Origin of the sequence: Photorhabdus caribbeanensis (genome assembly GCF_018448885.1) — a bacterium.
GTDB lineage: Bacteria > Pseudomonadota > Gammaproteobacteria > Enterobacterales > Enterobacteriaceae > Photorhabdus > Photorhabdus caribbeanensis.
On sequence record NZ_RCWB01000007.1, the window covers coordinates 1 to 17,632 of the forward strand.

General features: G+C 44.9%; 5 protein-coding genes. All 5 read right to left on the reverse strand.

The window, feature by feature from the left end:
* A partial coding sequence (locus tag EAE90_RS23675) for a DcrB-related protein (protein ID WP_246550447.1) occupies positions 1–258 on the reverse strand: 258 nt, incomplete at its 3' end.
* A gap of 2,054 nt (positions 259–2,312) precedes the next feature.
* The gene (locus EAE90_RS06780) at positions 2,313–12,248 is read right to left on the reverse strand and encodes a non-ribosomal peptide synthetase (protein ID WP_214052864.1); all 9,936 of its coding nucleotides are present in this window, start codon (positions 12,246–12,248) and stop codon (positions 2,313–2,315) included.
* 975 nt (positions 12,249–13,223) lie between these two features.
* Entirely contained in the window at positions 13,224–14,552 is a 1,329-nt protein-coding gene (locus EAE90_RS06785) for an MFS transporter (RefSeq protein WP_214052865.1), read from the reverse strand.
* 308 nt (positions 14,553–14,860) lie between these two features.
* Positions 14,861–16,471: an AMP-binding protein gene (locus tag EAE90_RS06790; RefSeq protein WP_214052866.1), complete on the reverse strand. Its 1,611-nt coding sequence runs from the start codon at positions 16,469–16,471 to the stop codon at positions 14,861–14,863.
* Complete coding sequence (locus EAE90_RS06795) at positions 16,464–17,630, reverse strand: MFS transporter (RefSeq protein WP_214052867.1); 1,167 nt, start codon at positions 17,628–17,630, stop codon at positions 16,464–16,466. The genes EAE90_RS06790 and EAE90_RS06795 overlap by 8 nt, the downstream gene beginning before the upstream one ends.
* Between the last annotated feature and the right edge of the window lie 2 nt (positions 17,631–17,632).

Sequence of the window (17,632 nt, forward strand, 5' to 3'; positions counted from 1 at the left end):
GGCGGGGACCGGGGTGCGGCTGACCACCAGATTGATGCCGCTGTCGTCCGGCAGCACAAATACATTCATGGATTCATCCCGCCAGTTGTCCGGGATAGCCAGTGAGCCTTCATTCATCTGATAGGTTGTGTTTTCCATGCTTTTTCCGTTGTTGATTGAAACAGGTTGTAATGTTCCAGTGAACTCCCCTGGCGTGGTCAGATAACAACAAGATGAGATGTTAACTGAACGCATTATCAGGCCAGGAGAGCAGCTCATAAGCTCCTCAAGGGTTAAAGAGCCTCGGGCAAGTTTCAGAACTATAAAGGCGCCAGCAGTTTGTCGCTGATAGTCTTATTGATAACCTGTATGAACAGGCAACGTCGGGGATATTCCATTACTGTTAAGATAACTGAACTGATAAGTCATTTTATGTGTTTAATATCCAGTCAGGAACATATAACAAAAAACTTAGGTTGTCCCGTCTGTTTAGGTGATGAATATTTGATTAACTTAATAAATGTGACATAAATCCCAAATTTTTAACCCACTACGCTCACCCAAAACCCGAATTTTATTCAATGGAAGCAATGATAAAACCTGAGGCTTCCTAACAAGGAATCCTAAAAAAGCCAAGAGTAGCAACTTGGCATGGGCATTAAACTCTTTTTTTATCGTATTTTGCTACCACCGGCGGGGTTTTAACGTTGTTTTTACTGTCTTTAATCTTTCGTTTTAGCGTTTTTTATATCGTTTGAAAGCCAGAGGGTCAGAAATTTTCACTCATTCAGGCAAGATAAGAGACGCTTTATCTGGATATGATAAAACCGTCGTTAAAAAGCAGTTTAGGGTCTGTCAGTATCGTTTTAACATCTGGAAAAAATAGTCAGTGTGTGATGAAAAAACAGGTGAAAACTTTAATCATTAACGGTGAAAATAAGTGATTAAGGCTTTTAAAAACGGGTAAAAAATTCGCTGCTATATTGATATTGGCAGAGAAAACATCAGGCAAAACCAGTCCTGAGTTGATTAACAAAGTGACCGCGTTAATCCAATAATAAAAGTAAAAATATTTAACAGGATTAACCGAATTAAGCTAATGTGCTTAAATAAGCGGTTTTGCATGGGCTGTAAGGGGTTTACGAAAAACAGAGACAATCATTAAAGAAAATCGATAAGTTTTTAGATTGATTAGATTAGCATTATTAAACATGACGAAATAATCAGGCATTAAGCTTAAATATGATTAGCATCCCGGTTATCTGCTTGGGTTTTAATGTTGAAGAGTTAAATACAGGGAAGAGAGAAAACTTAAACATCAGTTTAATGAACATAGGGCAGTTAAATGCGTATCAGGAAACGAAAAATCATTAGGTTGATAAAAACTGCTTAATCAAAACCATCTATTGGATGCATTTTTGCTTTAAAAAAATAGGAAAAACCTAGGAATGATAATGGTTTTACAGATCCCTTCTCTTTTAACATGGTCAACTTTCTCTTTTTACTTGTATTTCCCGTTCTTAGCGATTGCAAGCGATTTTTTATCGGTAATTAACTCAGCTAAGTATTAAAAAAGTAGGTATCCCGTTAATAACAGCTTTTTAACAGGGATTAAAGTGCATAAAAAAGCGCTTATTCCTTGCTGTGGTCATTTAAAAGTGAGAATACAAAGAATTTAAAGGTTTTATGTGAAAGTAAAAGGCGGATTTAACGCAATAGATGTACTTTTTATAAAGGCAGTTAATTACATTTAATCAAATGCTATTAACCATTACACAGAGAGTTGAAAAGCAATCAGCAGATAAAATAATATTACCCGGCCTGTTGATATTAACGTGTTTTCTCACTGTTATTTTACTCAGCAAGTTATAAACATAACGCAATAAAAAGAGGGGTAAAACGGTTAGTGTGGCAGGATTTAAACTCTAAACAGCACGTTGATTATCCGAGAAAATATAAATGGGCATCTTTAATATTATCAGGCTAAATAGCCTCAGCAAAGATAAAAAGCGGGTATGATTAATGTTTGTTAAATGTAAAATACGATATGCCATAATGATTAAACTGAATAAAAATCAGGTAGTAAATGTGATAAAAACAACGGTTAAAACCTGATACCGATTAAAATCAGAGATTAAAACAAGGTTTTTAAAAACAGTTTAAAACCTGCCTACCATAAAGCCATCAGTGAAAAATGAAAATCGGCTTTGTTTTTGTTAATGCGCATACACCTTGGAGAAAAGGATAAACAAGAAAAATAATCCGGTATAAAAAGCATATACCGGATTATCATATCAAGGTTAAATTATTCAGAACTTCTGACTATATCAGTATTACGATGTCTCCTCATCACAACTGATTGCCAGCGCCCTATTTAAAGCCTGAGCTAAAGCCATTTTATTCTCATCATCCTCCAATAAACTAAAATGATTACCCGGCATTGCAATCAGTTTAAGCGAAGTATCAGCTATTATCTGCGCCCAACCTAGCGATGGATCGATATTTAAAGGCTCTGATTTTTCATCCGTCACAAAAGAAATAGATGGGTAAGGTTCCATCGCATAAAACTGATGCAACGTTGCCGCTAAGGCTGGTGGCTCATAATCTTTGACTATTTGATCATAATGTTCTATCTGTTCCCAACGTTTTGCTATTAAGTCAGCACTCAAATTGGCGGGATATAACGCCAGTTCCTGAGCCGCTGCAATAAATTGCACCAAATTCAATTCATCGATTCGCTGATATAACGTCGCAATCTCTTCAGCGTGTTCTTCCCCTAATTGCCTGACCAATTCGGCAAAGAATTGGTGTTTTGGTTGCGCTACCTGCTCACCAAGGCTCTGTCCACCAAAACAATGAGGAGCAAGCGTGTCAATCAGCCCCAGGAAATTAACCTGTTCGCCAGCACTCAAAAGCTGTTGGGCTATGGCATAAGCCAATATTCCACCAGAAGAGTAACCACCTATCCGATATGGACCTACCGGTTGAACGGTTTTCATCAAGGTGATCATTCTGGCAGCCTGCTCTTCCATCGTTGACATCGGTTCTTCATTGATGGAAGGCCAAGGCAGCGCATAAATCGGATAGCCTGACGAAATATGTTGAGCTAGCCCGAAAGCATAGGAGTAGTCACCCATGCCACTGGGAACAAAGAACAGCGGCAGTTCTGTTCCATCAAGTCGTACCGATATAGCACTGTTTTGCGGTTGAGACAGTAAATCTGAGGTGATTTTCGCAGCCAGTTCAGCCAGCACCGGGAATTGGAACAAGGTATTCAATGTGCAAACCATCCCTCGACCAGCGACAATATTGGTCATTCGCATAGCAAGCAGTGAATGGCCGCCTAATGAGAAGAAGTTGTCATATCGACTGATCTGTTCAACACCCAATAGCTCACTCCAAATAGCCGCCAATGCAATTTCCGTTTCCCCTTGCGGCGCTTCATAGACCTGACGGGAAAAATCTTCCTCCCTCGGTGCCGGTAATGCCCGGCGATCTAGCTTGCCGTTCGGAGTTTGCGGGAAGGCATCCAGACGCACAAAAGCTGATGGCACCATATAGTCTGGTAAAATGGCGCTCAGATGAGCACGCAAACTGGCCGTCAAACCTTCATTCGCCTCCGCTACCATATAGGCGACCAAATGTTTGTCTCTACCATCCTCCCACACCGACACCGCCGCCTCTTGCACTTCCGGGTGTTCCAACAACCGGATTTCAATCTCCCCTAGCTCAATTCGGAAGCCCCGAATTTTAACCTGCTCGTCGTTACGTCCCAGAAATTCCAGATTACCGTTCGGTAAGTAACGAGCCAAATCCCCCGTGCGATACATCCGTGCACCGGATACCGGACTAAAAGGATCAGCTATAAAACGTTCCGTACTCAATTCCGGCTGATTAAGATAACCCCGTGCTACACCGACGCCACCAATATACATTTCGCCAATGCAGCCTAATGGGACGGGTTGACCATATCTGTCCAGTAGGTAGATGCAGGTATTTTTAAGCGGCCGACCGATAGAACTATCATCCGCCAAGGATAATATCTCCTTACAGGTCGCCGTCACGGTATTTTCTGTCGGGCCATAGGCGTTCAACAGGCGAGGTCGGTAGGTTTCCCGCGCAAACCAGTCGTGAATAGCGCTCTTTTTAACCGCTTCACCACCAATAATGATAAACCTGAGGCAATCCGGTAGCGGTAATGTATTGTCTCCAGCAATCAGTTCAGACCAAAATAACGCCGGCAGAGACATCACTGTGATACGATTCTGCCAGGCTAAGGTAATAAATTCCTGCATCGAAGTCAGCCAGCGATCATCACGTATGACCAATGTGGCGCCATTACATAATGACAAGCAGCACTCTTCTACTGAAACGTCAAACGCAAAAGAGGCAAATTGTAACAACCGGTCTTGCGCAGTCACCGCATAGGTCTCATTAAAACCCAGATGACGCTGATACACCGCTTGATGTTCTATCATCACCCCTTTCGGCTGCCCAGTTGAGCCGGAGGTATAGATAACATAAGCGAGATGTTGTGGCATCAACCCAGTTACCTGTGGGTTACTGTCCGGCTGGTCTGGCAGGGTATTCAAATCAAGTACCATCAGCCCGGCCAATGCCTGTTCGCCAAGCGCCGTCCGGCCAGCTTCATCAACCAGTACCACTGATGGGGCCGTATCATCCAGAATATACGCCAGGCGTTCTCCCGGATAAGTCGGGTCCAGCGGCACATAAGCCCCGCCCGCTTTCAGCACCGCCAACAAAGCCTCCACTATCGCCGGTGAACGCGCCATGCAAATCGCCACCCGTTGATCCGGTATGACGCCCAGTGCAATCAGTTGATGGGCAAGCCGGTTGGCGCGGGCATTTAATTCGGCATAGCTGAAACGCTGCTCTTCATATACTAACGCGGTCGCCTCCGGGGCTTTCTCCACCTGTTGTTCAAACAGTTGGTGAATACATAGTGGGTCAGGATACGGGTTTTCCGTGGTATTCCAGGTTTCCAGCAACAATGTGCGTTCCGTTTCAGGCAGGATGTTCAGCGCACGTACCGGCGTTTCAGGCGCCTGTTCAAGCGCTTCCACCAGACTTTCCAGAGCCTGCTGCATATAACCACATAGTCTCTCTGGCTCAAACGGCTGCACCACCAGAGCGGTCAGCCCCAGTGTGGAACCACCATCCTCCACCGACAGCCCAAATGGATAGTTAGTCCGCTCCTGTCCATCCAGAAATTCAACACCTGTGATGATGTCATCCGACATTGCCGATAAGACATTATGTCGATAGTTGAACAAAGCGCTAAAAAGTGGCGTACCGCTGGCAATGCCACTGCACCGTTGGGCCAGCGCCAGCGAAGCATGCTCATGTTCCAGCAACCCAGCCAATCGCAAATGTACCGCACGCACACTATCCCGAACCGAGGTATCATCGATATCCAGTCGCAACGGCAGGGTATTCATAAACAGCCCCATGCCATTGTCTGCCCCCTCTCCCGCTTCCATGCGCCCAAATAGAACGGTGCCAAACACCACTTTCTCTTGCCCGCTGGTATGCGATAGTACCTGTGCCCAGGCCAGATGACACAACGCCGCCAAACTGACACCAAAACGCCGAGCCAGGCTGCGCAAACGGTCATTCAGCTCAGGCGCCAACATCCGGTGAAATTCCCTCATTTGAGAGCCGTCGCGATGCACTTCCGCCAGTCCGAATGGGAATGTTGGCTCATCCACCTCCGCCAACATGTCGGTAAAGAAACGGGTATGTGCTGCCTGATCCCCCTTCAACCGGGTCTGAGCCACCAGATTGCGGAAAGGAACCGGCACCGGCAAGCTATCCCCCTGCTCGGTAAAGTAGGCCCGCACCTCACGGTGCATCACTTCCAGTGTTTCATGGTCGCCAATCAAGTGATGTTGCAATTCCAGTAAGAACCAGCGGCCATCGGTTTCCTGAGCAATGACAAAATGCAGTAATGGTGCCTGACTCAAATTAAGACGATGATGCCCCGGATCAAAACGCCGGGTTAACTGGTCAATGACAGGGCCGTCAGCCGGGTCTAACGTCAGTTCCGTCACAGGCAACCGAGCCTGACGCCAAACCACCTGCGCCGGAACTGATAATCCTTCCCAGATAAAAGCCGTACGCAAGATGTCATGGCGATCAATCGCCTGTTGTACCGCCGCCAGATAACGCTCCAATAGCGAGCGATTCTCAAAGATCACCGGATAGAGCAGCAGATACGGGTCGCCTTTCTGCTCTAACAAGTGGTGGAACAGGATACCGTCCTGCAATGGTGACAAGGCATAGATATCCTGAATATTAGCCACGCCACCCGGCACCTGCCCGACAATGCGATCAATATCAGTCTGATTCAGATCAATCAGCGGCAACATTTCCGGCGTCAGCGTCATCGTGGCCGGGGTGATGACGTTAGGCGGCACCACGACAGCCTGATGCTGTCCCAATGTTTGGGCCAAGTCTGACAACACCGGAAATTGGAACAGATCCCGCGCCGTCAGAGTTAACCCCAAGTGACGCAGACGTTCAATCATGCGTACAGCGAGCAATGAATGGCCGCCCAATACAAAGAAGCTGTCATGCCGACTAATCTGCTCAATACCCAATAACTGACTCCAAATAGCAGCCAAGGCGATCTCAGCCTCCCCTTGCGGCGCTTCATAGACCTGACGGACAAAATCCTCTTCCTGCGGTGCCGGTAATGCCCGGCGATCTAGCTTGCCGTTCGGGGTCTGCGGGAAAGCATCCAGACGAACAAAGGCCACTGGAACCATATAGTCAGGTAAAATCGCACTCAAGTATTCACGTAAATCAGCCGCTAATCTCTCATGTGCCTCCGCTGCCACATAGGCGACCAGCCGTTTGTGCTGCCCATCATCCAATGCCAGCACTGCCGCCTCTCGTACCATCGGGTGTTCTATCAACCGGGTTTCAATCTCCCCTAGTTCGATCCGGAAGCCCCGAATTTTTACCTGTTCGTCGTTACGGCCCAGGAATTCCAGTTCACCATCCGGCAGGTAGCGGGCCAAATCGCCCGTACGATACATTCGCGCACCAGATGCCGGGCTAAAAGGATCGGGTATAAAACGTTCCGTACTCAATTCCGGCTGGTTAAGATAGCTCCGTGCCACACCCACGCCGCCAATATACATTTCGCCAATACAGCCTAATGGAACGGGCCGACCATATTTATCCAGCAGGTAAATACAGGTATTTTTAACCGGTCGACCGATAGAACTATCATCAGTCGGGAATAATATCTCCTTACAGGTCGCCGTCACGGTATTTTCCGTCGGGCCATAAGCATTCAACAGGCGAGGTCGGTGGATTTCCCGTGCAAACCAGTCCTGAACGGCGCTCTTTTTCACCGCCTCCCCGCCAATAATGATGAGCCGGAGGCAATCTGGTAACGGCAATCCATTATCTCTGACAACCAGTTCGGACCAAAATAACGCCGGCAGAGACATCACTGTGATACGGTTTTGCCGGGCTAAGGTAATAAATTCCTGCATCGAAGTTAGCCAACGCTCATCACGCATCACTAATGTGGCGCCATTACACAGTGACAAGCAGCACTCCTCTACCGAAACATCAAATGCAAAAGAGGCAAATTGTAATAACCGGTCCTGCTCAGTGACGCCATAGACATCATTAAAACCCAGATGACGTTGATACAGCGCCTGATGTTCTATCAGTACCCCTTTAGGCTGCCCGGTTGAACCGGAGGTATAGATGACATAAGCCAAATGTTGTGGCGTCAATTCGGCTACCTGTGGGTTCCTGTCTGGCTGGTCTGGCAGAATATTCGGGTCAAGTACCGTCAACCCGGCCAGTGCCTGTTCGCCAAGCGCCGCCCGACCAGCTTCATCAACCAATACCACTGATGGGGCCGTATCATTCAGGATATATGCCAGACGTTCTCCCGGATAAGTCGGGTCCAGCGGCACATAAGCCCCGCCCGCTTTCAGCACCGCCAACAAAGCCACCACTACCGCCGGTGAACGTGCCATGCAAATCACTACCCGCTGATCCGGTATCACGCCCAATGCAATCAGTTGATGGGCAAAACGGTTGGCGCGATCATTTAATTCAGCATAACTGAGGCTCTGCCCTTGGTACTCTAACGCCGTGGCCTCCGGTTTTTTTTCTACCTGTTGTTCAAACAGTTGGTGAATACATAATGGGTCAGGATAGGGGATTGCTATGGCATTCAAGGTTTCCAGTAATAGTGTACGCTCCGTTTCAGGCAGGACATTTAACTCGCGTATCGGCGTCTCCGGGGACTGTTCAAGCGCTTCCACCAGACTTTCCAGCGCCTGCTGCATATAACCGCATAGTCTCTCTGGTTCAAACGGCTGCACCACCTGAGCAGTCAATCCCAACGTGGAACCACCATCCTCTACCGACAATCCAAATGGATAGTTGGTCCGTTCCTGTTCCCCCAAGAATTCAATCCCGGCCATCGTCTCATCGAGCATTTCCGGTTGCTCATTATGGCGATAGTTGAATAGGGCGCTAAAGAGTGGGCTTTCACCTTGTACCCCGCTGCACCGCTGGGCCAGCGCTAGTGAAGCATGCTCATGCTCCAGCAATTCAGCCAATCGTAGATGAACCGCACGCACGCTATCCTGTACCGGGGTATCATCAATATCCAGTCGTAACGGCAAGGTATTCATAAACAGCCCCATGCCATTATCTGCCCCTTCCCCCGCCGCCATTCGCCCAAACAGGACGGTGCCAAACACCACTTTCTCTTGTCCACTGATACGCGATAACACTTGCGCCCAGGCCAGATGACACAACGCCGCCAGACTGATACCCAAACGCCGAGCTTGGCTACGTAGACGGTCATTTAATGAGGTGGTTAGCATCCGGTAGGATTCCGTCATTCGAGATCCGTCACGATGCACCTCCGCGAGTCCGAATGGCAATGTTGGCTCATCCACCGCCGCCAACATGTCGGTAAAGAAACGGGTATGCTCTGCCTGACTCACCCCCAGCCGGAATTGAGCTACCAGATTGCGGAAAGGAGTCGGCGTAGGCAGGTTCTCTTCCTGCCCTGAAAAATAGGCCCGTACTTCACGGTGCATCACTTCCATCGTTTCATGATCGCCAATCAGGTGATGCTGCACTTCCAGCAAGAACCAACGACCATCCGTTTCCTGAGCGATAACAAAATGCAATAACGGGGCCTGCCCCAGATCAAGACGATACTGACTCGGGTCAAAACGCCGAGTTAATTGATCAATGACTGGGCCGTCAGCCGGATCTAGCGTCAGTTCCGTTACGGGCAACCGTGCCCGGCGCAAGACCACTTGTGCCGGGACTGACAATCCTTGCCAAATAAAAGCCGTTCGCAGGGTGTCATGACGATCAATCGCCTGTTGCACCGCCGCCAGATAACGCTCCAGCAGAGAGCGGTTAGCAAAGACCACCGGATAGAGCAACAGATACGGGTCGCCTTCTTGTTCCAATAGGTGGTGGAACAGAATACCATCCTGCAACGGCGACAACGCATAGATATCCTGAATATTGGTCATCCCGCCCGGCACCAGTTCAACGATGCGATCGATATCAGTCTGAGTCAGATCAATCAGTGGCAACATCTCCGGCGTCAGCGCCGTAGTAGTGGGAGTGATAATGTTAGGCGGTATTATCACCTCTTGGTGCTGTCCCAATACTTGGGCCAGCGCTGACAGCACCGGCGACTGGAACAGATCACGCGCAGTTAATGTCAATCCCCAGTGACGCAGGCGTTCAATCATGCGTACAGCAAGCAGTGAATGGCCGCCCAACGCAAAGAAACTGTCATGCCGACTTATCTGCTCAATGCCCAATAATTCACGCCAGATAGCAGCCAGAGCAATCTCAGCCTCCCCTTGTGGGGCTTCATAAATCTGACGGGCAAAATCTTCCTCTCTTGGCGCCGGTAATGCCCGGCGATCCAGTTTGCCGCTCGGAGTCTGCGGGAAGGTATCCAGACGCACAAAAGCGACCGGAACCATATAGTCAGGTAAAATCGCACTCAAGTATTCACGTAAATCAGCCGCTAATCTCTCGTGTGCTTCCGCCGCCACATAGGCGACCAGCCGTTTGTGCTGCCCATCATCCAATGCCAGCACTGCCGCCTCTTGTACCGCCGGGTGTTCCACTAAACGGGTTTCGATTTCCCCCAACTCAACCCGGAAGCCACGGATTTTAACCTGCTCATCGTTACGGCCCAAGAATTCCAGATCACCGTCCGGCAGGAAGCGGGCCAAATCCCCTGAGCGATACATCCGCGCATCAGATTCCGGACTAAAGGGATCAGGTAGAAAACGTTCCGAGCTCAATGTAGGTCGATTCAGATAACCCCGTGCCACCCCCACACCGCCAATGTACATTTCACCAATGCCACCCAGAGGAACCAATTGCCCCTCTCTGTCCAACAGATAGATGCGGGAATTTTTAACTGGTCGGCCAATAGAACGGGCATCTTCCGGGGATAATAGGTCCTTATAAGTCACTGTCACAGTATTTTCCGTCGGACCGTAACCGTTCAATAACCGGGGCCGATAACCTTCCTGCATAAACCAGTCCTGAACGGCGCTCTTTTTTACCGCCTCACCGCCAATCATGATGAGTCGAAGGCAATCCGGCAGTGGCAACCCAGACTCTCTGGCCGCCAGTTCAGACCAGAATAGAGTCGGTAGAGAAACGATCGTAATACGATGTTGCCGGGCTAAAGCAATAAATTCCTGTACCGAAGCCAGCCAGCTATCATCCCGGATCACCAGTGTGGCCCCATTGCATAATGTCGAGAAAAATTCTTCTACTGAAACATCAAACGCAAAAGCGGCAAATTGCAATACCCGATCTTGCGCTGTGACGGCATAGGTGTCATTAAAGCCCAGATAACGTTGATAAATCGCCTGATGTTCTATCATCACCCCTTTCGGCTGCCCGGTTGAACCGGAGGTGTAAATCACATAGGCCAGATGCTGTGGCGTCAACGCAGCCACCAATGGATTGCTGTCCGGTTGGTCAGGCAGGGTATTCGGATCAAGCACTGTCAACCCGACCAGCGCAGTTTCACCCAACGCGGCCCGTCCGGTTGCATCAGCCAAGACCACTGGCGGGGCAGTATCATTCAGGATATACGCCAGACGTTCCGCCGGGTAGGTTGAGTCCAGCGGCACATAAGCCCCGCCAGCTTTCAACACTGCCAGCAGCGCCACCACCATCGCCGGGGAGCGTGCTACACAGATCGCTACTCGCTGGTCCGGTATGACACCCAATGCAATCAACTGGTGTGCCAGCCGGTTAGCGCGAGCATTTAATTCAGCATAACTGAGGCTCTGTCCTTGATGCTCTAACGCCGTGGCCCCCGGAGTTCGTTCTACCTGTTGCTCAAATAACTGATGAATACATAACGGGTCTGGATAAGGGGTTTCAGTCGCATTCCAAGTTTCCAGTAATAATGTACGTTCAGCCTTAGGCAACAAATTAAGCTGCCCGACGGGAATTTCGTCCCCCATCCTGTTCGATGCTGCCAGCACCTGTAAGTGTTCACTCATCCGTAAAACAACTTCCGTGCTCAGGCGGTTTTCATCGTAGATCCAACGAAAACCCCCCTGTTCATTTATCTGGAAAGTCAGCAATTCGCCAGATACCTTCTTATCTCGCGGCCTACCATCCTTTATTAACGAGACGGCGATTCGCCACGGCCGACTGGTTGCCAACGCCGGGATATCATGCAATGAAGGAGAACAAGAGAAGAGATCACAACTAAATGTACCGTGCTGCGCCAACCGGGACAGCTCGCCATCAACCCAGCCAGCTACCTCACGCCAAGGCTTATCAAGCGCTACCTCAACGGCCATAGGCACCACCGTCGCCAGATTTGCTGATTTATCTTTTACCTCATCCACACGCCAACCGATTTGGAATTCAGTCTGTTGAGTCAAGCGTGCAAGGTAAATGACAAAAGTCTGCAACAACGTTCGCAATGGCTCCTCTTCACGATTTTTAGGCAGAGGGGGCAGCCAAGCGCTCATTGTCCATCTGGGTTCTGTTTGTTCTCCGGCGGTTTCGAAAGGTAACTGGAGGGGTTGCAAAGCAGTAAGACGCTCATACCAGAATAATTCACTGGGTGTGAGTCTTTGAAGGATATTCTTTGTATTTCGAGTCTGTTGTGAAACGTCATTTGCGTCGGTCATATTTTCTGACGTCTGAGTTTTAAACGCACTTCCCACTTTAGCAATGTTATTTTTCATCTACTACTACCTCAATGAATCTGTTAGAAATTTGAAAACCGTCATTCCCGACAGTCATCACTAATGTTTCTCTCCTACTTCTTGCCCAAAAATAAAAATAGACACATCTGCTATCCATCCAAGAGACTCAGATACCGGATGCCACAACTCGATTAATTAATCGCAATTTTTGTTGACTGACGCTGAATTACATAATCAAAAACTTAATCATTAACTGTATTTATTATCCATGACTACCCAATAACCTTTATATTTTATCCGTTTTCCATTAATACCCAATTAAAACTATTTAGAAAACAAACCAAGCGTTTTTAAAGACAAAACAGACCAACTCACATTTAATTATCAAAGTATTACTTTGACAATCACCTATAAAACAGTCTCCATTCCAATAATAAAAAGATATACTAATTACAAATGCAGTTATTGAATAGGCATAAAATAATTCTGTGTATTCAATTATATCAAAATATAACACCAAGTTAAAAATAATTCATAAAAAATCATTTTTCAACAATAAGACAATACCACTAATGAATATACCACAAATGGATAAATGAAAATTATATTTAAATTAATTACATATATCCCGTAATAATTAAAAAATAAAAAAATACAAATGTTACTATATCAATAACCATCAAAAAATAATTTCAAATTAGAACAACTTAATTTTTCATTGCTTTATAATAATACACAATGCAATCTATATACTACTCAATAGTATTTACCATCGCACAAATTAACCTCCCATTTAAATGATTTAACTTTAAGACATCTTATACCTCATTCAAATTTTAAATGTAATTTTCATCACATATATTTACAACTAAATACCTATATTAAATCATTTATTAAAATCATAAGAAAACGACAACATTAATTTAAATTTCATGATTAATGCTATTTTAAAAACAGCATGGATATTAACACCAGCTATTTTTAAAATATTAATTGCTATTTTTATAAAATTATCTATTTATGTCTTCTATAACTCACCCCCTTAAATGTTAGTGATAAAGCAGCTATAATAGCCGGAATAGATAAAATGGCAAAAATAGTGCTATAACTTAATCCAAGCTTGATCAATTCCGCGCCAAATAAAGTACCGAAAATCCCACCGAATCTTCCAAATCCTAACATCCAGGCAACACCCGTTGCCCGACAATGAGTAGGATAAAATTGTGCAGAGATTGCTCCCATCGACGCCTGAGCGCCATTCATCGTTATCCCTGCAAGAAATATAAGAATACTCAATAATAATACATTTTCTTCCCGGCCAATAAAAAAGACCAAAACACCAGCCAAGGCATAACTCGTTGCAACGACTTTATGAGGATTAATGCGATCCATTAGCCAACCGGAAAAAACCGTGCTTATCACGCCTCCCAAAGGGAATAATGCTGTCAGTGTTGCCGCCATACTAATACTGAAACCAACATCGTTCATTAAAAACGGCATCCAACTTGTCAGAACATAAAAAACCAATGCTCCCATGCAATAGGTTATCCATAACATTATCGTCCCAACTAAGAATCGATTAGATAAAACCGTTTTAATTGACGACTTATGTATAACTTCTTCTCCCTCAAAGGTAAACTTGTTTATATCATTTAAATTATTGCCGGTCATTTTAGACAAAATTCGTCTTATATTATTATTATCCTCTGGACCACCTTTCAAAACCAAATACCTAAGTGATTCAGGTAACAGAGAAAAGAGAAATAGCGCCAGCAATAACGGCAGAATACCCCCTAAAATCAAAACTCCCTGCCAACCAAAATGGGGAATAATCCATGCGGAAATGATCCCACCCACTGCTGCACCAAGAAGAAAACCACAAAAAACGATATTTATTAACAAAGATCGCCGATTCTCTGGTGCATATTCAGATATTAAGGTTATTGCATTTGACATTGCGGCACCAAGACCTAACCCAGTCAAAAAACGCAAAATAATTAATATCTGTATTGAATCTGCGGCAGCGGTAGCAAGACTAAAAAGGCCAAAAACAGTGACGGATATTGTCAACACTGACTTTCGACCAAACCGATCCGCAAGTGGACCGGCAAAAATCGAGCCTAACGATAACCCAACAAGAGCGGCGTTCATAGCCAGCCCAAGAATAGCACCGTCTACTTTAAAATCATTTACCACGGCTGGTGCAATATACCCCATTAATACCGTGTCAAAACCATCAATAACAACAATTAAAAAACATAAAATTAAGACTTGCCATTGAACTTTCGAGAATTTTTGATTATCAATAATATGTTGGACACTGACTGTTTTAGTGCTATTCATCTTGAATCACCAATGTCATAAAATTCACTCCCTTTGACTATAAAGATAAATTATCAGTTTAATATTAGATGTAAAGAAAATTTATTTTCAATGTTACCTAAGTTAATTTCATCAATATCCATATTATCACCATGAAAATATAACTAACGTTATTATTTTCAATTTATAATATTTACCTGAAATATTTCCATTGACTGACAGTCATACCTTTAATTTAAAATCTCTGTCCTCTTAATTCACAGATAAAAATCCGCATTAATAATAACGAAAGACATGTGATTCTAATAATCCATCCCTCTCTTGGGATCTCAGGAATTCCTAATCAACTTTCTTAATTGCTCTTTTATAATTTTTCCACTCGCGTTTCTAGGTAAAGTTAAAAAAGTATATCCTTTAGGGCGCTTATACCGTGCTATTACCGTACAAATATAATTATTCAGTTCATTCTCAGTAACTGATGAATTTTCTTCGAGCTCTATAAATGCATACGGTACTTCACCCCAATGTGAATCTGGCTTTGCTACAACGGCGGCAGCTAAAACACCGGGATAGTTTGACAGCATATTTTCCAATTCCAGACTAGAAATATTTTCACCACCAGAAATAATGATATCTTTCTTCCTATCTATAATTCTGACATAGCCGTCATTTTCAACAACAGCCAAGTCCCCCGTAAAAAGCCATTGACTTGCTGTGTCAAAAGTCACATGCCGATCTGGGTCATAAGATGCAACCATATTTCCACGAATTACGAGCTCACCAACAGTCTTTCCATCAAAAGGCACCTGTAGTCCCGTATTTTCCTCAATAACACAAACTTGACCTTGTAAATTTGAGACAATGCCTTGACGCATCCTCTTGGATATTCTTACGGATTTATAGAGCTTCTCCCAATCGCTCTTCTCTTCACACACAACGACCGGCCCATATGTCTCAGTCATACCATAGACTTGCGTTACTGCTATTCCAATGGAATCTAATAGAGAAAACATCATCTCTGTAGGCGGCGCACCTGCGACTAATCCATGAATTTTCTCCTTAAAATGCAGCCCTTGTTTCCGCGCCATAGTACCTAATGCACAATGGACAATAGGCGCTCCACAATAGTGTGTTACCTTATGCTTCTGCATTAGCAATATCGCTTCTTCTGCGTCAAACTTGCGCATACAGATGTGTGTACCTCCCCGAGCAGTGATAGCCCACGGAAAACACCACCCATTACAGTGAAACATTGGTAACGTCCATAAGAACGTCGGTCGTTTTGGTATATCCCAATCCAGAACATTAGAAATAGAATTAAGAAACACGCCACGGTGAGAATAGACAATAAGTTTAGGTTGTCCACTTGTTCCTGAAGTTACATTTATGCTGATCGCCTCTTGTTCATCTCGTAGAGAAAAAGACAGCTCTCCCGATTTATGCGTAGTTATCAGCGATTCATATTGAATAAATTCCCGGTCAAAAATTGATTCTGAAATGACTGCGCCATCTACATCAACAACGATGATCTTTACTTGTTTGTCTAGGGAAACATCGTCCAACAGTGAAATAAAGGTTCTATCAATGAATAATACCTTAGGATTAAGTTTTTTAAATATAAAATTTAAAGTATTTGAGTCTGTTCGGGTACTGAGCGCATTCAAGATACCGCCTGCCATTGGAACCGCAAAATGTAATTCAAGAAGTTCGTGTATATTAGGTAGAAGCGCGGACACAACTGTTTCTTTACAAACGCCAATATTTTTCAGAGCTATTGCAAGCCTTTCGCACCGAGATGCATATTGGCTCCAAGTCCAACGATATTCTCCATCTATTACCGCAATATCATCTACGTTACTCAGTACTGCTCGTCTTAGAAATGAAATAGGTGAAAGTGCGACACCATCATATTCACTCAAGAAGAAATTAAAATCAGTCATATTTCTCACTCCCTTTTTTATATATTCTAAAAGCGATTGATATCATGATAAGAAGCAATATAGCGTCGATAATAATTGGTGCATCGACTCCACCAAATTGCTGAGCATATGGTGTTACAGCTTGACCGACTGCTTGAGCTAAAAAAGTACTTGTGCCTAAGAATCCATAAATTACAGGTATGTGTTCAACAGGATAAGTCTTCGATATAAACTGATGAAAGGCAGTGAAATAAATGGTACTACCAAGACCACCCAATAGTAACATTATCCAAAGACCTAAGTGAGCTGATACCAAAAGAGCACCGCTCGGTTGTAAAAACAAAAGCATAAGAGAGATGACGAATCGTGCCTCTAAAGCTGTTTTTCGTAACAACTTACGCAGTGGTAAAACCAAAAAACCTCCCGCAGCCGCAACAGCAAACGAATAACCAACCTCTGTTGGATTGAATCCACTAGCGTATATAGCAAAGATAGGCCATGAGGCTAACCATAAACCAAGACATATAAATTCCAGATGGTGAACTAGGAGTAGTCTCCAATTACGACTAAAGAGCTGAGCGTACGTTATCCGAATATGTTCACGACTATGATTGTCAGTAGGTGTAATTGCAGTTTTTTGGGGCAATATTATCAGACACAAAGAATACAGAATTGCTGAGAGTAAGAAAACACTATAAAGGTCAAATTTCGCAACGATAATCCCACCGGCCATTGGACCTGCTAAACGTCCAGCATTTTGGGAAATAACATAGCTATCATTCACCGACTCAAAATTCGGAGATTGGGAAAATCTATTAAGCTGTGTTCGCCAAGAGATAATGAATCCTGAAAAAAAAGCCCCTTCCAGCAGCTTGGAACACAATAGTAAACTAACAGGGTTGCTAAAAAGGAATAGACAGAGGCTGCAAGACATAAGTCCAATTAATGCACCGGTATATACCTGTAAACAGTTTTTAGGTGAGATAAATTGCCCCATAATAGGCTGGAATACCATTCTTCCAATAGCAGTTCCCGATAGGAAGACGGCTGCTTGTGTTGTGGAAAAACCCGTCGTTTCTACAAGCAAAGGCATATAACCCACGGCCGCAGTAGCTGCGGCCCAAAAAAGGAAACCTCGAACAAATGTAGTAAAAGGTAGCAGATCTAATTTTCCATTCATAA

Bases quoted from the DNA above. Each gene is read 5' to 3' on its own strand.
- EAE90_RS06780 (WP_214052864.1), bottom strand. From the start codon at position 12,248: ATGAAAAATAACATTGCTAAAGTGGGAAGTGCGTTTAAAACTCAGACG.
- EAE90_RS06785 (WP_214052865.1), bottom strand. From the start codon at position 14,552: ATGAATAGCACTAAAACAGTCAGTGTCCAACATATTATTGATAATCAA.
- EAE90_RS06790 (WP_214052866.1), bottom strand. From the start codon at position 16,471: ATGACTGATTTTAATTTCTTCTTGAGTGAATATGATGGTGTCGCACTT.
- EAE90_RS06795 (WP_214052867.1), bottom strand. From the start codon at position 17,630: ATGAATGGAAAATTAGATCTGCTACCTTTTACTACATTTGTTCGAGGT.